Raw genomic sequence first — 17,652 nt, 5'->3', positions numbered from 1 at the left:
TTCATCCCCCGCGTGGCCGCTCTGCCCAAAACTCCCTTGCCGGTTCAGGCAGGGTTTCAAGCATGCGTGTAAACGCCATCCGGTCAACGTGCTTCCACAGGGCGCGGGCCACGTCTTCGATGGCTGAGGGCGGAGCAAAGTTATGATGCTGGCGCAACGCCGCCACCTCACGGGCCATCTCTTCACGGCTCACAAAGGGCAGAAGCGGCGCTTTCAGATCCCAATCCTTGACAAACATCGCCCGCAGCACCGCCGGAAGCTCATTGGCAAACCTGAGCCCCTCCCCCATATCAACCCTTGTACGAAAGGCCAGCAGCACGCCCTGCACCGCCGTGTAGGTCTGATTGCGGGTCGTCAGATCCAGCTCGTTGCGCGCATCTTCAAGGAAGCGCTCGAACTGCTGGCTCGCCATCTGATACTCATTCGGCATGGGCATAAGCAGAAGATCCACCTGATTGTTTTGCCGGTCTTGCAGCCTTGCAAAGGCCTGGGCCATCATGTCACGTGTCTTGCGCCAGCAAGGCCTGGCAGTCAAACGCCGATGACCATTCAAACAGGCAGAATCACGAGCGTGGCTTGACCTTCTGTTCACAAACGGTCATTTGACAGGTGGGTTTCGATCCTTGATCGTTGCCGGGGGAACAAGAATTTGCAGCGGAAACGGCCGGACAATCTGGTCACGGCCCGCTCACCAGCTTCTGGATTGTGATGAACATCGTCATTGTGGAATCGCCGGCCAAGGCCAAGACGATCAACAAATACCTGGGATCGGACTATCACGTTCTGGCGTCCTATGGTCACGTGCGCGACTTGCCGGCGAAGGATGGCTCCGTCCGTCCCGACGAGGACTTTGCCATGATCTGGGAGGTGGACAGCAAGTCCCAGAAGCGCCTCAACGAGATCGCCGCCGCAGTGAAGGGGGCCGACCGCCTGATCCTCGCAACTGACCCGGATCGCGAAGGTGAGGCGATTTCCTGGCACGTGCTGGATGTTTTGCAGAAGAAGAAGGTGCTCAAGGACATTCCGGTCGAGCGCGTCGTCTTCAACGCCATCACCAAGCAGTCGATCCTGGAGGCGATGAAGAACCCGCGCCCGATCGACGCGCCGCTGGTGGATGCCTATCTCGCCCGCCGTGCGCTCGACTATCTCGTCGGTTTCACCCTCTCCCCCGTCCTGTGGCGCAAGCTGCCGGGTGCGCGCTCTGCCGGACGTGTGCAGTCCGTGGCGCTGCGCCTCATCTGCGACCGGGAAATGGAGATCGAAACCTTCGTCAAGGAAGAGTACTGGTCGATCCTCGCCAGCCTGAAGACGCCCAAGGGTGATGGCTTCACAGCTTCCGTCGTGGGCTTTGAGGGCAAGAAACTCGGCCGCCTCGACATCAAGACCGAAGAGCAGGCGCAGACCATCAAGCGCATGCTGGAAGGCGCCAGCTACCGGGTGGAGAGTGTCGTCTCCAAGCCCGCCAAGCGCAATCCGCAGCCGCCCTTCACCACCTCCACGCTGCAGCAGGAAGCGTCCCGCAAGCTCGGCTTCTCAGCCTCGCGCACCATGCAGGTGGCGCAGAAGCTGTATGAGGGCATCACCCTTGGCGGCGAGACGACCGGTCTCATCACCTATATGCGTACCGATGGCGTGCAGATCGCAGGCGAAGCCATTGCCGCCGCCCGCCGCGTCATTGCCAGTGACTTTGGCGACAAATACGTTCCCGAAAAGCCGCGCTTCTATTCCTCCAAAGCCAAGAACGCGCAGGAAGCGCACGAAGCCGTGCGCCCGACCGACCTTGGCCGCCGCCCGCGCGATGTCGCCCGGTTCCTCGACCCTGATCAGGCCCGCCTTTACGAGCTGATCTGGAAGCGCACCATGGCCAGCCAGATGGAGTCGGCCGTTCTGGAGCGCACCACCATCGATATTGACGCAAGCGGCTCCGGCAAGCATGCCGCCCTGCGCGCAACCGGTTCCGTTGTCCGCTTTGACGGCTTCCTCGCGCTCTATCAGGAAGGCCGTGATGACGACGAGGATGAGGATTCCCGCCGCCTGCCGGCCGTGGATGATGGCGCGCCGCTGAGCCTTGCGGCTGTTGACGGCAAGCCCGGCATCGATGCCAGCCAGCATTTCACCACGCCGCCGCCGCGCTACACGGAAGCCAGCCTCGTCAAGAAGATGGAAGAGCTGGGCATCGGCCGGCCTTCCACCTATGCCTCGACGCTGCAGACCCTGCGCGACCGCGAATATGTGGACCTCGACAAGAAGCAGCTGGTGCCGCAGGACAAGGGCCGCATCGTCACGGCCTTCCTCGAAAGCTTCTTCTCCCGCTATGTGGAGTTTGACTTCACCGCGAGCCTTGAGGAGCAGCTCGACCGGATTTCTGCCGGTGAACTGTCCTGGCGCGAGGTTCTGGCCGCCTTCTGGCGCGATTTCTCAGCCGCTGTGGCCGAAACCAAGGATCTGCGTGTTGCACAGGTGATCGACGCGCTGAACGAGCTGCTGGCGGCCCATATCTTCCCCGTGAAGGAAGAAGGCAAGGACCCGCGTGCCTGCCCGTCCTGCGCCACCGGCCAGCTATCGCTGAAGGTCAGCCGCTTTGGCGCCTTCATCGGCTGCAACAACTATCCCGAATGCAATTACACCCGCCAGCTGGCACGCGGCGCCGAGGGCGAGGACGGGGAAGCGGCTGCCGATGGCCCGAAGGTGCTGGGCACCGACCCGGAAACCGGGCTGGATGTCTCCCTGCGCACGGGCCGTTTTGGCCCTTACGTGCAGCTGGGCGAGGAAGCCAAGCCCAAGCGCGCCTCCCTGCCCCGTGGCTGGTCTGCGGCGGATATCACGCTGGACAAGGCCTTGCAGCTTCTGTCACTGCCCCGCGAAATCGGACTGCATCCGGAAGATGGCAAGATGATCTCGGCAGGCATCGGGCGCTTTGGCCCGTTCGTGCTGCATGACGGCACTTATGCGAACCTCTCCTCCGCCGATGAGGTGTTCTCCGCCGGCATCAACCGTGCCGTCGATCTTCTGGCAGAAAAGCGTGCCAAGGGCCCCCGGGGCCGGGCAACGCCTGCTGCGCTGAAGGAACTGGGCGAGCATCCCGATGGCGGCCCCATCACCGTACGCGATGGCCGCTACGGGCCTTACGTCAACTGGGGCAAGGTCAACGCAACCTTGCCCAAGGGCACCGATCCGCAGGCTGTGACGGTGGAACAGGCGCTGGAGCTGATTGCGGCCAAGGGCGGCGGCAAGAAGGCTGCGGCCAAGAAGCCTGCCGCAAAGAAGGCCACCACCAAGAAAGCTGCCCCAAAAAAGCTGAGAAGGCTGAGGACGGCGAAGCCGCGCCGAAGAAGGCTGCCGCGAAGAAGACCACGGCGGCGAAGGCGAAGGCCTCCACCGCAAAGACAGCGGCAGCGAAAGCGCCAGCCAAGAGCAGATCCAAAGCCGGCAGCACTGCCGCAGACGAGGCCAATTGACCACGAAACGCACCCACGGCGGCGGCGCCGCATCCGATCAGCGCCCCGCCCGCACCCGCAAGAGCGCACCGAAGTCCGGCGGCAGAGCCGCAAAACCGGCCAAGACGCCGGGTGCCTTTCCCTCGCGCGAGGACATCCTTGCCTTTGTCGCAGAAAATCCGGGCAAGGCAGGCAAGCGTGAAGTGGCGCGCCATTTCGGCATCGTCGGCGCCGCCCGCATCCAGCTGAAGCGCATCCTCAAGGATCTGGCCGAGGAAGGCGTCGTCGAGAAGCGTCAAAAGCGCCTGATCCGCCCCGGCGACCTGCCGCCTGTTTTCGTGGTCTATCTCAACGCCCGCGATGCCCATGGCGAGTTGCTGGGCGAGCCGGTGAACTGGGACGAAGAGGCAGGCACCCCGCCGAAAGTGCTGGTGCTGACGGGCCGCGACACGCCGCGTGGCGCAACGCCGGGCATCGGTGACCGGGCGCTGGTGCGCCTTGCTGACCTTGATCCCGGCCCGGAAGCCGCCCACGCCGCACGTGTGCTGAAACTGCTGGAACGCCAGCAGGGCGCCATCCTTGGCATCCTGCGCGAGCGCGCCGGGCACATGCCGCCCTATCTGGAGCCCATCGACCGCAAGCAGCGCGAACTCGACATTGACACCTCCGACCTGAAAGAGGCGGTGGATGGCGACCTCGTCAGCGTCGAAATCACCCGCATTGGCCGCTATGGCGCGCCGAAGGCACGGATCGTGCGCCGCTTTGGCTCGCTGAAGTCGGAAATGGCGGTCTCCGAAATCGCGCTGCAGAGCCATGGCATCCCCCACGTCTTCCCCGCCGCCGTCGAGCTGGAAGCCGAGCGCGCACAGGCGGTGACACTTGGCAAGCGCGAGGACTGGCGCAAGATCCCCTTCATCACCATCGACCCGGCAGACGCCAAGGACCACGACGACGCTGTCTATGCGGAAGCCGACGAGGACCCGGCCAACGAAGGCGGCCATGTGGTCTTTGTCGCCATTGCCGATGTCGCCTATTACGTGCGGCCCGGCACGGCGCTGGACCGGGAAGCGCATCTGCGCGGCAACTCGGTCTATTTCCCCGACCGGGTGATCCCGATGCTGCCGGAGCGTATTTCCAACGATCTGTGCTCGCTGAAGGAAGGTGTTGACCGGCCGTCCATGGCCGTGCGCATGGTCTTCGACAAGACCGGCCGCAAGATCGCGCACACGTTTCACCGGGTGCTGATCCGCTCGGCTGCAAAACTCTCCTACAGCCAAGCGCAGGCAGCCATCGACGGCCAGACGGATGACAAGACCGACCCGCTGCTGGAGCCCATCCTCAAGCCCCTGTGGGCAGCCTATGAGTGCCTGACCCGTGGCCGCGATGCCCGCGAGCCGCTGGAGCTTGACCTGCCGGAGCGCAAGATCAAGCTGAAGGCAGATGGCACGGTCGATTACGTCTTCATCCCGGAGCGGCTTGATGCGCACAAGCTGATCGAGGAATGCATGATCCAGGCCAACGTTTCGGCTGCCGAAACGCTGGAGAAGCGGAAAGTGCCCCTGCTCTACCGCATCCACGATGCATCGAGCCCGGAGAAGCTGCAGTCACTGAAGGACTTCCTGTCCACTCTTGACATGAAGCTGCCGTCCGCTGGCGGCCTTCGCCCGGCGACCTTCAACGGCATTCTGGCCAAGGTGAAGGACACGCCGCAGGCCCATCTCGTCAACGAGGTGATCCTGCGTTCGCAGGCCCAGGCCGAATATGCGCCGGACAACATCGGCCACTTCGGCCTTAACCTGCGCCGCTATGCCCATTTCACCTCGCCCATCCGCCGCTATGCCGACCTCATCGTGCACCGCGGGCTGATCCGGGCGCTGGGGTTCGGCTCCGATGGACTGCCGGAGGAAATTGACGGCAAGCTCGCCGCCATCGGTGCGGAAGTTTCCGCTGCCGAGCGCCGGGCCATGCTGGCCGAGCGGGACACCATCGACCGGCTGATTGCGCTCTGGATGAGCGAGCGCGTCGGCGCCCGCTTCACAGGCCGCATTGCGGGCGTCGTCAAGTCGGGCATGTTCATCCGCCTGGATGACACGGGCGCGGACGGCTTTATTCCAGCCTCCACCATCGGTCACGACTATTACCGCTATGACGAAGCGTCGCATGCGCTGATCGGCGAGAGAACTGGCGAAACCCACCAGCTTGGTGACAAGGTAGAGGTTGAACTGGTGGAAGCGGCGCCCTTTGCCGGGGCCCTGCGCTTTGCGCTGCTGAGCGAGGGGCGCATCACCGAGAAGGGCAGACGCCGGAAGGGTGGTTCATCAGGTCCGGGCGGACGCAGTTCACCCGCCCGCAAAGGCGGTTTCACCCCGGGACGGAGGGGGAAGAGATAGTTATGGGCTTGCAGTATCTGACGGGGAAGGCCCTGACGAACCTGTTGTCGAAAAGCCGAAGCGCAACGTGGGACAATCCATCCTGCGTGGCTTTGCGTGCCGGTGTCCGGCCTGCGGCGAGGGAAAGATCTTCACCGGCTATCTGACGGTGAACCCGGCCTGCACGGTATGCGGCGAGCAACTGCACCACCAGCGCGCCGATGATGCCCCGCCCTATTTCACCATAACCATCGTCGGACACATCATTGTACCGGCCATGATGGTGGTTGAATTTGCATGGCGTCCGGCCGTGTGGATCCACATGGCCCTGTGGCTGCCGCTGACGGTCATCCTTTCATTGGGCTTCCTGCGGCCAGTCAAAGGTGCTCTGATCGGGCTTCAATGGGCGCTCTACATGCATGGCTTCGACCCCGAATCCATCGAAGACCTGCCCGAACCTGATCCCGCTGCCAGCCACCGCAGCCCCTGAGAAGCTGAGTCTGACATGAGCGACGAAGGCCTTGCCGCCCTCCACAAGGAAGCCCAGACCCACACCGGCCACGCCTACATCCGTCCCAAGGATGCCTCGACGCTGCTGATCCTTGACCGCAGCGGTGGCCCCTTGCGCGTTCTCATGGGCAAGCGTCACCGGCGCCACACCTTCATGCCGGGCAAGTTCGTCTTCCCCGGCGGGCGGGTTGATCCGGGCGATTCCCGTGTGGCTGTCTCTTCCAGCTATCACCCGGAGGTGGAGCGCAAACTCACTGTGCTGCCGAAGGGCGGCAAGCTGACACCGTCGCGCCTTAAGGCGCTGGCAGTGGCCGCTGTGCGCGAGACATACGAAGAGGCCGGGTTGTTCATTGGCCGTCAAACCGGGCGCCAGTGGCCCGCAAAAGGCGATTTTCAGGCCTTTTCAGAGCGGGGCATCGAACTGGACCTGTCGCCCGTGCGGATGATCGCCCGCGCCATCACGCCGCCGGGCCGTTCACGCCGCTTTGACACCCGTTTTCTGGCCGTCTTCGCCGATGGAATCGCGGACCGCCTGCCGCAGGGCACCGGACCTTCGGGCGAGCTTGAGGACATTGCCTGGCTGACGCTGGACGAAACGCGCGATGCGGACCTGCCCATCATCACCCAGAAGATTCTCTCCGATCTTGCCGAAAGGCTTGCACATGACCCGGATCTGGCACCAGAAACACCGGTTCCGCTCTATTTTGCGCGTGGAAACGGCTTCGCCCGGGAGCTGATCTGAGCCATTGCCGGGGATTTTTGCGGGTAGCCCGCGCCAGAGCTTGACTTTGGCTGGCTTATGAGTAGTTTGCGCCCTGATTTCGTGACACCGCAGCGAACTCAAAGGGCGCCAGAGACTGGCCGCATTGAGCGTTTGCCGGACTAACCAGAACAGGATCGAAGGCTATGGCCAAGGCGACCACCATCAAAATCAAGCTGCTTTCCACCGCTGACACCGGTTTCTTCTACGTGACCAAGAAGAACTCCCGCACCATGACCGAGAAGATGTCCATGCGGAAGTATGACCCGGTTGCGAAGAAGCACGTCGAGTTCAAGGAAACCAAGATCAAGTAATCCGCGCTGCTCCGCCTGGCATGGCAGAGCGCAGGACATGATCTTCCTTCAAGAAACCCGCAAGGCATCGCTTTGCGGGTTTCTTGCTGTTTGCAAACTCCCTTTCACCCTCCGTCATGCCATGACTTGATCATGGCAGCCGTACCCTGCCCTCACTACGCGGCGGCGTGTTGCAGTACAATCGGCGGACTGCCTGCATGGAAAGCCCACGCAGTGGATGCCATGGCCGAGCCATGGCATGACGAAATGGGATGGCTCGATGCATTGTAAACTTGGGGCATGGCGCGATCATGCGGCACATGCCTTTGAACGTTCGCCATCTCCATCTTGACGGAACTTTCAAGGTCTATCTCTCCGGCCCCTCTCTGCTGCCGGTAATGTGGTGCCACATCAAACTGCACGGAGACAAGACCGATGGACATGATGCTGGATGCCCGCCAGACCCTGGAGGCAGCACTTCGCACAAGGGCTGATCAGGACCCCGCCTTCCGCAACATGCTCATGACGGACACGAAACCGCTGCTTGAAGAGATTTTCGGAGCGCAGGACGTTCCCGCCTTTCAGCTCCGGGTCATCGAAGAAAAACCGGGAGAAGTGGTTCTGGTTCTGCCAGCAATCACCAACGCGGATGAGCTGTCCGAGCGGGACCTCGACCAAGTCGCCGGCGGCATGCCTTCGCAGGCCGAGATCATGGCCTTCCTCAACTCGCCCGCCCGCCAGGCAGCCTTCGACACTCTGGTCAGCCATATCAACAACGCTGCCAAGGGCAACTGGAAGGTCATTGGCAACATGCGCTGATCCCCTCTTCCGGCAAGAAACAAAGGTAAGACAGACATGGCAAACACACCCATCACCAACCGTCTTGAACTTGAAGCGGCCATCCAGGAAAAGGCAGCAACAGATACGGCCTTCCGTACAGCGCTGACGGCGAACCCGGCAGCGGCTCTGGAAGCAGCGTTCGGCATCGCAGTGCAGCCGGGCATTTCCATCCGCATCATCGAGGAAAAGCCGGGCGAAGTGTCTCTGGTCCTGCCTGCCACTGCTGATGAGCTGTCGGGCAAGGAACTTGAAGACGTTGCAGGCGGCTTTGGCGCGGTTGTGAATGCGCAGGTGACCGATTCCGTCACCCAGGCCAACGTCAAACTCCCCGGCGGCGGCAACAACGCCATGGGCTGGCCCACACTTTACACAGGCTGGTTTCCTTTCCGCCGCACCTGATCTCATCCTTTGAAAGCACGGCATCATGACCAGCAAAACTCTGGAAACCCGCGTCGCCTGCGAGGCCGCTCTGCGCAGCAAGGCAGCCACTGACGCAAACTTCCGCGCCGAACTCATCCGCGATCCGGCAGCGGCGCTTGGCGCAGCCTTGCCCGATAGCATGATCTTCCGTGTACTTGAGGAAGTGCCCGGTGAGGTCTTGCTCGTGCTGCCCGCTGCTGTGGATCAGCTCTCCGACCGGCAACTGGACGCCGCCTCCGGCGGATACGGACCTGCCGCAGCTGCGCCGCCCGCAGGGTCCTTCTGGGCTTCTGTTCTGGACCGTTTCCGGACACCTGGCATGCCTGCCGTTATTGGCATGCTGAAATGAGCGGCAAGGGGAGATTGCTCAGCTCCCTTTGCCCTGCCCTTTCAACTTCATCCTTGCGGAGGACAGGAGATTGCACATGTCTGAGGAATTCCTGACCCTGCCGGCACGCCTTGCAGCTGAAGCCGTCTTGAGCGAAAAAGCAGCCACAGATCCATCCTTCCGTAAAATGCTGACCGCAGATCCGGCAGAGGCCATTTCCAGCACGTTCGGAGACGCACCGGATGCAGGAGTGAGTTTCCGCGTCATAGAGGAAGGCCCGGAAGAGATCGTCTTTGTTCTGCCCCCGCTGCCGGACGAGCTGTCCGACAAGGAGCTGGCCACCGCATCAGGCGGGCTCACGCTCAACATTTCGATCGACCCAAACGACCTCGCCACAACCACGCCAGGTGGCAGCTACAACATCACTCTGATCAAATCGAGGGCCGGGACAGCGGCGCCTGTCTGGGCGTTTGCAGATCCCTTCAAGGCCAACCAGATCAACTGGCAGGAAGGCTACACGCTTTACGGGGCCAAGTGACGGCATGTGCCTCTGGTTCCCGGTCTTGCCACTGTGTCAGACGCCGCCCCTCAGTATCTCTTCATTTTACCGGTCAAACTCTCGTAAGGACCTTATCATGAGCGAAGAAAACGTCCCTGCCCGTCTTGCCTGCGAGGCATTCCTGCGTGAGAAGGCAGCAAGTGATGCAGAGTTTCGTGCAAGGCTCGTCAGCAACCCCGCTGAAGCCGTCACCGAAATCTTCGGTCTGGCTCCCAAAGACGATCTGACCTTCCGCGTCATTGAAGAGGCCGCCGGAGAGGTGGTGCTTGTTCTGCCGCCCCTGCCGGGCGAGCTGTCCGACAAGGAACTGGCAACAGCGTCGGGCGGCTACACCCTCACGATCAACAACTCGGGCGCCGGGAACAACTTCTTCGTCTTCCAGAGGCCTCCGCAGACCGGCGGTCATTTTTCCACCGCATGGGCCGTCCTACCGACCTCGCCGGGATCAGGCTCGTCCTTTGTCTGGGACATCAATTACGGCGCATCGTGGTGGTGATACCACCCGTATGGCGCACGAGCTATCTCAGGGCGTAATGCGGGCTTTGGTTCGGCTCTCCACTGCGCGGCAGTTTCATCTGCCGCGCATGCTTCCCTGCTGATCAGGGTGCTTTCACCGCCTTGGCAAGCATGGCCATGGAAGATTCACCATGGCTGCTGGCAAGGCCTGACAACGTGTCATCACCGGAAGCTCCCGCGATGCCTGCCGCATCAAGCCTGGCGATCAGCGCAGCTTCCTCAAGGCCAAGAACCGGCGCCACAGCAGACAGGGGCGCCTTCTGAATAGCCGCAACCATGGCCATAGCCGGATTGCCGCTGCGGCCCGGCCCAGTCAAGGCTTCAGCCGCAAAGAACCCGCCTGCGGCAAGACTTCCCACCAGCGCCAGCGGCATGGCGGCACGGCGGAAGTAGCATAGCATCGGCTTCCAGTTGCGCCACAGGTGAACGGCCACAGGCGCCAGCAGCACCATGGACAGCACTTCATGCATCTCGTGGAAGAGGCCGGACTGCCAGCCGAAGAAAAGAGCCACACCGGAAATGGTGGAGACAAGAAACAACCCCGCAGTCAGAGGGGTTGCCCATTTGAAGAGAAGATCACGCATGGCAGGAAACCTTTGGCTATCGGGCACCGCCTGATCGCGGTTGCCTTTGGCTCCAGATTCCATAGCACCTGCTACTGTCCGTGCGCGTATCCAATTGTAACGATACGTAATCAACGGGATGCCGCCGCGAAGATGTTGACATCAGCGCGGCGGATCTGACCGGTTCAAGCCTTGCGGCGCAACACGGAAACGAAGAAACCATCCGTCGAGGTTGAAGCCGGGGAGAGCACCAGATGCCCTTCAGCGGTGGTGTGGGCTGGAAGAGCCTTGCCCGGCAGCGCAGCTGTAAAGGACGCAGCCGCCGAACCTTTCTCAAACCGGCTGTCACGCCCAAGGAAAGCCTCGATCTGGCCACCGTTTTCCTGCGGCAGCAGCGAACAGGTGGCATAGACCAGCCGCCCGCCCGGTTTGACGAAACGCGCCGCCGTATCCAGCACGCGGGCCTGATCTTCCATGCGCTCACCAAGAGCCTTTTCGGTCAGGCGCCACTTGGAATCAGGCCGCCGACGCCACACGCCCGTACCCGTACAAGGTGCATCGACGAAGACCAGATCCATCTGCCCTTCCAGATCCTCAAGCGAGGACGACTTGGGATCACGCACCTGCACATTGCGCGCCCCTGCACGGGCAAGACGCTCATGAATGGGCGCAAGGCGCAACCGGTCGGAATCATAGGCATAGATCTGCCCCCGGTTCTCCATGAGAGCCGCGAGCGCCAGCGTCTTGCCGCCGCCACCGGCGCACAAATCCAGTACCTGTTCGCCGGGCTTTGGAGCTGCAATGAGCGCCGCCAGCTGGCTGGCCTCGTCCTGAAGCTCGAACCAGCCCTTGCGATAGCCCTCTTCCGCCTGCACATGCGGCATGCGGGCGGCGCCGGGACGCGGGGCAATGCGCAAGCCCTGCGGCGACAGGCCGGTTTCCACCGCGCCCTCTTCGCCGAGGCGTTTCAGCACCTTTTCCCGCGTGGCCTTCAGCGTGTTGACCCGCAGATCAATCGGCGCACGGGCTGCAAGCGCCTGCCCTTCGGCGACGGCTGCCGCGCCAAAGGCATCGGTGAACATCGGCCACAGCCATTCAGGCACATCGGCCGTCACATGGTCAGGTGCGGCTTCCTCGCGGTCCGTGGAGAGGAATGAAATTTCGTCTTCAGTCAGCGCTTCGGGTGCATGGCGGTCATCGGCCAGCACCTCGATGAGGCGCGGCACGCCCTGCCCCCAGAGGCGGGCATAGGTTGCCAGCGCCAGCGCGCGCGGGCTTCCCGAACGCATCTGCCAGCCGAGGCTAAGCTGATGGCGCAGGGCATCGAACACCAGATTGCCGATGATGGTGCGGTCGCCCGACCCGGCGAACCGGTGGCCATTGCCCCAGTCCTTCAGGGCCTCCTGCACCGGGCGGCGGCGGCTCTCCACCTCACCCAGCACCTCGATCGCCGCTGCAAGGCGTCCGCCGTCCTTCATCATGCAACTCCGGTTCCGTTGTCCTGCGCAGGGCTTCATGCTCCTGCGCAGGACTGTATCATGTCAAATGTTCAGATATTCGTCGGGTAATTCGGGCTTTCGCGCGTGATCGTCACGTCATGTGCGTGGCTTTCACGCAGGCCTGCACCGGTGATGCGCACGAAGCGGGCCTTTTCCTGAAGCTCCGGGATGGTCTTTGCGCCCACGTAGCCCATGGCAGCGCGCAGGCCACCGGCCAGCTGATGCAGCACGCTGGACAGCGGACCCTTGTACGGCACCTGGCCCTCGATGCCTTCCGGCACCAGCTTCAGCGTGTCGCGCACTTCTGCCTGGAAGTAACGGTCGGCCGAACCGCGCGCCATGGCGCCTACCGAGCCCATGCCGCGGTAAGCCTTGTAGGAGCGGCCCTGATGCAGATAGACCTCGCCGGGGCTTTCCTCAGTACCGGCCAGCAGCGAACCGACCATGGCAGCCGAAGCACCGGCGGCCAGCGCCTTGGCCAGATCGCCCGAATACTTGATGCCGCCATCGGCGATGACAGGAACGCCCAGCTTGGTGGCCTCGTCGCAGGCTTCCAGAATGGCCGTCAGCTGCGGCATGCCGACGCCTGCAACGATACGGGTGGTGCAGATGGAGCCCGGCCCGATGCCGACCTTCACCGCATCCGCACCGGCGTCGATCAGCGCCTTGGTGCCGTCGCGGGTGGCAACGTTACCGGCAAGCACCTGAACGCCGTTGGACAAGGCCTTCACCTTGCTCACCATTTCCAGAACACGGGCTGAATGGCCATGGGCGGTGTCCACCACCACAAGGTCAACGCCCGCATCAATCAGGCGCTCTGCCCGCTGCATGCCTTCCTCGCCCACGCTGGTGGCAGCGGCAACACGCAGACGGCCCTGCTCGTCCTTGGTGGCATTGGGGTTGAGGTGGGCCTTTTCAATGTCCTTGACGGTGACGAGGCCGATGCAGTTATAGGCATCATCCACCACCAGCAGCTTCTCGATGCGGTGCTGGTGCAGAAGGCGCTTGGCTTCTTCCTGGCTGACCGTATCGCGCACGGTGACGAGGTTTTCCCGCGTCATCAGCTCGTAGACCTTCTGGCCGGGGTTGGTGGCGAATCGCACATCACGGTTGGTGAGCACGCCCACCAGACGGCCGGTGACCAGACCGCCGCTGCCGCCGTTTTCCACCACCGGAATGCCGGAAATGCCATAGGCCTTCATCAGGTCCAGTGCGTCCTTGAGGGTGGCGTCCGGGCCGATAACGACCGGGTTTACCACCATGCCGGATTCGAACTTCTTCACCTGGCGCACCTGCTCGGCTTGCTGGTCGAGGGTGAGGTTGCGGTGCACCACGCCGATGCCGCCGGCCTGGGCCATGGCAATGGCGAGGCGGGCTTCCGTCACCGTGTCCATGGCGGAGGACAGGATCGGCAGGTTCAGTTCAATACCGCGGGTGATGCGGGTGCGCACGTCGGTCTGGCCCGGCATGACTTCCGAATGGCCCGGCATCAGCAGGACGTCATCAAAGGTCAGCGCATCAACGCCGGTGGTCGGAACGAAAAATGAAGCCATGGCCAATTCCCCTTGAGTTGAAATGCCTGAACCCGCCAGCCCTTGGGAAGGCGGCGGCGGCAGGATGCGCTTCGGCAATGCCGGAGAAGTTGGCGCGGGTGAATAACACGCAGGTGACAGCTTGGAAAGAGCAAACAAACAAGCTGTGACAAATGGATGGCCTGAGGGAGTGGCTGACGCTGCGGCACTGTCAGACACAGCGCATCCCGGCCCAAAAACTCAGTCTTCCCCGTCTCCCTCGTCCTGCATCAGGCGCGGATCCCGTGAGGTGGCGCGATTGCCCCTGAACCCCTTGGCGACCACGTAGAGTTCCGGGCTTTCCTTGCGGCTGGCCGGCGGCTTGATGTGCGCGACAGAATCAAAGGACTTTTTCAGGTCAGTCAGCAGCTGATTCTCCGTGCCGCCCCGGAAAACCTTCGCAAGAAAAGCCCCACCCGGTGCCAGATTCTGTCAGCGCGAAATCAATCGCCACCTCAAACAGGTGGGTGGTGCGCAGATGGTCGGTCTTGCGGTGGCCCGTGGTGGGCGCCGCCATGTCCGACAGCACCAGATCCGGCTTGTGCCCGCCAAGGGCAGCAATCAGTGCGTCGGGCGCATCATCGTCAAGAAAATCCTTCTTGAGCAGCACGACGCCCGGCAGATGATCCATGTCGAGATAGTCAATGCCGACAACCAGCGGCTCTTCCGGCGTTGACTTGACCACGTCAGCCAGAACCTGACACCAGCCGCCGGGTGCCGCCCCCAGGTCCACCACCCTCAGGCCCGGCCGCAACAGGTTTAGCTTCTCGTCGATTTCCAGCAGCTTGTAGGCTGCCCGCGACCGGTAGCCGTCGATCTTGGACCGCCGGACATAAGGATCATTGAGGTGCCGCTCCAGCCAGCGCGTGGATGATTCCTTGCGCTTGGCCGCCGTCTTCACCCGCACATGCAGGCCGCGATCACCCGCTCCGCGCTTGCCGCCTGTCATGATCTTCCTTTCTGGCCCTTGTGGCCGCGTCCGCCGCGGGACCATACGCCATCCGCAGCCATCAGTTCGGTCAGAATTCCCTCACGCAAGCCCCGGTCGGCCACACGCAGGCGCGCACAGGTCCAGCGGCGGCGGATGGCTTCCAGAATGGCGCAGCCCGCCAGCACCAGGTCAGCCCTGTCGGCGCCGATGCAGGGGTTTTCCACCCGCTCCCGGTAGGACATGTCGCGCAGCTTGGCAACCATGGCCGACACATCCTCATCCGCCAGCCAGGCGCCGTCCACACGGCGCCGGTCATAGCGGCGCAGGCCGAAATGCACCCCCGCCAGCGTCGTCACCGTGCCGGAGGTGCCCAGCATGTGCATGTTGCTGGAGGCCATCGCCTCGCTAAGCCCTGCCCCCAGTGCCGAACCATCGAGGTGGCTGCTGACATCGTCAATCATCGCCTCGAAGACTTCGTGGCTCACATCCATGCCGCCATGGCGCTCAGCCAGATTGACAACGCCAACGGGCAAAGACACCCAGGCGCGGATGAAACGCGTCAGCGCATAGCCGCGCGCACCGCCCCGGTTGCGCAGATCCAGCCAGACGATTTCCGACGAGCCGCCGCCAATATCAAACAGCAGCACACCGTCCGCATCCCTGTCCACCAGCGAGGCACAGCCTGCCACCGCCAGACGGGCTTCCGTCTCCCGGTTGACAATCTCCAGCGCCAAACCCGTTTCCCGCTGGACACGGGCGATGAACTCTTCGCCGTTCTCGGCCGCACGGCAGGCTTCCGTCGCAATCAGGCGCGAGCGGCGCACGCCGCGCTCGGCCAGTTTGCGGTGGCAGCTGTCCAGCGCCTCGATGGCACGCTCCATGGCAGCATCGCTGAGGCGGCGGCTGGCGCCAACGCCCTCACCCAGCCTTACAATGCGCGAATAGGCATCGACAACGCGAAAGCCCCGCTCGTCCGGCTTGGCAATCAGCAGGCGGCAGTTGTTGGTGCCAAGGTCAAGCGCGGCATAAAGATCACCGTCCGCCTCGCCGGAACGCCCGGCTTCAAAACCGGACCGGCGCGGCTGCGGCAGATCATGGCGCGGCTGTGGGCGCAACTGTGGGCGCAGCTGAGACCGCGGCTCCATGGCGTGCCGGGTGGCTTGCTGGGCAGCACGCTCCCCGTCAGCGGCATTTCCTTCCGAAGCACCGCGCGCTGCCGGCTGGGCGGAGGGAGAATGCGCCCCGCGTGCAGCGCCACGGCCGCGGCGCCGCCGGCGGCCACGTCCACCAGCCCCCTCCGTTTCAGCACCCGGATGCACTGTCTGCCCGGCCCCGGCAGAACCTGCTCCGGCATGTGCCGGTGCAGCGTGCCCCATATGGCGCAAGGATTCATGCCCCGAGGAGGCAGAGCCTGACTGAGATTTGTGAGAAGAAGACCCCGAAGGTAGACCGGCGGACTGACCACCAGATTGCCCCCCAGACTGGCCAAACGCATGGCCAGACGCATGAGCTGGCGACTGACCTGCAGCCGCACCCCCGCCACGCCCCTTGAAACCGGGGCGCCCGCCACGGGCATGCCGCGCATGATGACCATGACCGGAACCTGCTTGACCGCCACGGCCGCTGTGACCGGATGCAGCCTGCCCACCCTGTGGGCCTGCAGTTTTTCCGCAATCCCGTCTGCAAGGGCATCCTCACCCTGCAGGCAGGCGCGCCGCTCGGCGCGGTTGGGCCGCTGATCGGCACGCGGACGGCGCCTGTGCTTCTTTTTGCCGGACGCGGCCCCGAAGACGTTTCCGCCTGCGGTCCGGGCGCAACTGGCCCGTTCTCGATTCGCTTCTGGGCGCCGCCCCTGCCCTTGGAACGGCGCTTCTTGCGCGGGCCCTTGCCGGGCCGCGCGTCCTGAACCGAAGCCGCACCAGCCTGCCGCTCCCTTGCCGGGGCAGCATCCTGACCGTGCTCTTCCACCTGAATGCCCTTCTGCGCCAGCGCCGGTCCCCGATGCCAGTCCCCATGTTTCCGGTCGCCGGAACGGGACAGCGCGCGCAACAAGATAATGTTGGCCAAAGTGTATCAGCTTGCCCGCCGTAGCGCAAAGGCGGCAAAGCGGAAGGGACAGGAAAGGCGGAAGGAAAGCGCAGAAGCCTTCAAAACAAGCTGATAAAAACCCGGACGGCGCATCCGAATGTGGCACCAAGCGGCCTCCCCCGATACAGATCAGGCAAGGCGGCGGCAGTACAAATTTTGAACACCCGGTTTTCGCCCCGGTTTCCGCCATTTTTTCAAACGCTTGAGATCATTCATCCACAGGCGCATAGCCGTTTCATTTTTTGCCTCTCCCCAGTTGATCCCCCGCCCCCAAGCCGCTATAAGCCCCCTCATCGCAGCGCCACCAAGCGCCGCCCGCCACAAGGCGTCTACTGGGGAATAGGTTAACGGTAGACCCACGGACTCTGACTCCGTTAGTCCTGGTTCGAATCCAGGTTCCCCAGCCATCAGCTCATCAAGCATTTGATATCATTGATAAAATTGCAGTATCGACACTGCGATTTATGTCATTTCATCCAACTGATGCCCCAAACTGGTCCCCGGACGTGATGCCCAAACGCACACTCCGGCTCAAGGATATTTGGGCTATGGCTCGCCGGCATGACGTTCAAAACCTCCTGCGCCGTGGAAACATCTGGTAATGGCGCTCCCGCCCCGAGATGCCTCTATCGGTCGCCGACCCAATGAGTGACTCATTAGAGCCCCTGCTCTCGTTGCTGCCCCACACCTACTCTTAGGCGGCGACCAATATATATTTTAGATTGCTCTCCCTAAAAGCCACAATCATCTTGTCCGTAGATTTATGAGTTGTTACTGATTTCATAAAAAGGAATTGCGAGCGACTCGCACCAGATAAATTGGGCAGAAGGAAGGATGCATCGTGGGCTGCAAGACCGCTGACTTCTTGATCCGCAGGCGTCGGCAAGAGGCAAAGGCACCGCCCTTCATTGGACTCATCCCTCTGGAAACAGCCGCGCAAGAGCGAGCGATCCAGCGTACACGACAGT

The 17,652-nt window shown here is 62.8% G+C and carries 15 protein-coding genes, 1 tRNA gene and 1 pseudogene; 11 read left to right on the top strand and 6 right to left on the bottom strand.

The genetic code is table 11. The annotated features are described in order from the left end of the window. Window position 1: 1 nt before the first annotated feature. Window positions 2-499, bottom strand: coding sequence for a DUF2267 domain-containing protein (locus ACQB61_RS07400; protein ID WP_430512107.1), 498 nt, complete (start codon window positions 497-499; stop codon window positions 2-4). A gap of 209 nt (window positions 500-708) precedes the next feature. Here ACQB61_RS07400 and topA point away from each other — a divergent pair, with 209 nt between their 5' ends. The 10 genes from topA (at window position 709) to ACQB61_RS07350 (ending at window position 10,012) form a co-directional block, all read left to right on the top strand. After that, a complete protein-coding gene (gene topA, locus ACQB61_RS07395; protein WP_430512106.1) occupies window positions 709-3,639 on the top strand; it encodes a type I DNA topoisomerase in 2,931 nt (976 codons plus the stop codon). Next, window positions 3,593-5,827, top strand: a complete 2,235-nt coding sequence (rnr, locus tag ACQB61_RS07390) for a ribonuclease R (RefSeq protein ID WP_430514321.1) — start codon at window positions 3,593-3,595, stop codon at window positions 5,825-5,827. The genes topA and rnr overlap by 47 nt, the downstream gene beginning before the upstream one ends. Window positions 5,828-5,894: 67 nt before the next feature. Continuing rightward, window positions 5,895-6,296, top strand: a complete 402-nt coding sequence (locus ACQB61_RS07385) for a DUF983 domain-containing protein (protein WP_430512105.1) — start codon at window positions 5,895-5,897, stop codon at window positions 6,294-6,296. A 15-nt stretch (window positions 6,297-6,311) separates the two neighbouring features. Next, complete coding sequence (locus ACQB61_RS07380; RefSeq protein ID WP_430512104.1) at window positions 6,312-7,058, top strand: NUDIX hydrolase; 747 nt, start codon at window positions 6,312-6,314, stop codon at window positions 7,056-7,058. Window positions 7,059-7,222: 164 nt separating this feature from the next. Beyond that, window positions 7,223-7,390 carry a 50S ribosomal protein L33 gene (gene rpmG / locus ACQB61_RS07375; protein WP_019966402.1) on the top strand — a complete coding sequence of 56 codons (168 nt, stop codon included), beginning with the start codon at window positions 7,223-7,225 and terminating at the stop codon, window positions 7,388-7,390. Window positions 7,391-7,804: 414 nt separating this feature from the next. Further along, window positions 7,805-8,188, top strand: coding sequence for an NHLP leader peptide family RiPP precursor (locus ACQB61_RS07370; protein WP_430512103.1), 384 nt, complete (start codon window positions 7,805-7,807; stop codon window positions 8,186-8,188). A 36-nt stretch (window positions 8,189-8,224) separates the two neighbouring features. After that, window positions 8,225-8,608: an NHLP leader peptide family RiPP precursor gene (locus tag ACQB61_RS07365; RefSeq protein WP_430512102.1), complete on the top strand. Its 384-nt coding sequence runs from the start codon at window positions 8,225-8,227 to the stop codon at window positions 8,606-8,608. 25 nt (window positions 8,609-8,633) lie between these two features. Beyond that, a complete protein-coding gene (locus ACQB61_RS07360; RefSeq protein WP_430512101.1) occupies window positions 8,634-8,978 on the top strand; it encodes an NHLP leader peptide family RiPP precursor in 345 nt (114 codons plus the stop codon). Between the two features lie 76 nt (window positions 8,979-9,054). Beyond that, the gene (locus ACQB61_RS07355) at window positions 9,055-9,495 is read left to right on the top strand and encodes a hypothetical protein (protein WP_430512100.1); all 441 of its coding nucleotides are present in this window, start codon (window positions 9,055-9,057) and stop codon (window positions 9,493-9,495) included. A 97-nt stretch (window positions 9,496-9,592) separates the two neighbouring features. Further along, window positions 9,593-10,012 (top strand): hypothetical protein, encoded by a 420-nt coding sequence (locus ACQB61_RS07350; RefSeq protein ID WP_430512099.1) that lies wholly within the window; start codon window positions 9,593-9,595, stop codon window positions 10,010-10,012. Between the two features lie 103 nt (window positions 10,013-10,115). On the opposite strand, the gene ACQB61_RS07345 is transcribed toward ACQB61_RS07350, so the two are convergent. The 5 genes and pseudogenes from ACQB61_RS07345 to ACQB61_RS07325 form a co-directional block, all read right to left on the bottom strand. Further along, the gene (locus ACQB61_RS07345) at window positions 10,116-10,616 is read right to left on the bottom strand and encodes a DUF4405 domain-containing protein (protein ID WP_430512098.1); all 501 of its coding nucleotides are present in this window, start codon (window positions 10,614-10,616) and stop codon (window positions 10,116-10,118) included. A gap of 164 nt (window positions 10,617-10,780) precedes the next feature. Then, on the bottom strand, window positions 10,781-12,073 hold the full coding sequence (locus ACQB61_RS07340) for an RsmB/NOP family class I SAM-dependent RNA methyltransferase (RefSeq protein WP_430514320.1): 1,293 nt from the start codon (window positions 12,071-12,073) through the stop codon (window positions 10,781-10,783). A gap of 71 nt (window positions 12,074-12,144) precedes the next feature. Then, window positions 12,145-13,647, bottom strand: coding sequence for an IMP dehydrogenase (gene guaB / locus ACQB61_RS07335; RefSeq protein ID WP_430512097.1), 1,503 nt, complete (start codon window positions 13,645-13,647; stop codon window positions 12,145-12,147). A gap of 219 nt (window positions 13,648-13,866) precedes the next feature. Continuing rightward, window positions 13,867-14,614: pseudogene (locus tag ACQB61_RS07330) on the bottom strand (RlmE family RNA methyltransferase). Then, on the bottom strand, window positions 14,611-15,972 hold the full coding sequence (locus ACQB61_RS07325) for a Ppx/GppA phosphatase family protein (protein ID WP_430514319.1): 1,362 nt from the start codon (window positions 15,970-15,972) through the stop codon (window positions 14,611-14,613). The pseudogene ACQB61_RS07330 and the gene ACQB61_RS07325 overlap by 4 nt, the downstream one beginning before the upstream one ends. A gap of 1,045 nt (window positions 15,973-17,017) precedes the next feature. On the opposite strand from ACQB61_RS07325, the gene ACQB61_RS07320 reads away from it, so the two are divergent. Next, window positions 17,018-17,091: transfer RNA gene (locus tag ACQB61_RS07320), tRNA-Gln, on the top strand. The last annotated feature ends 561 nt before the right edge of the window (window positions 17,092-17,652 follow it).

The sequence above is a fragment of the Pannonibacter phragmitetus genome, from assembly GCF_050510895.1.
Taxonomy (GTDB): domain Bacteria; phylum Pseudomonadota; class Alphaproteobacteria; order Rhizobiales; family Stappiaceae; genus Pannonibacter; species Pannonibacter phragmitetus_B.
This window is presented reverse-complemented; position numbering and strand designations above follow the sequence as displayed.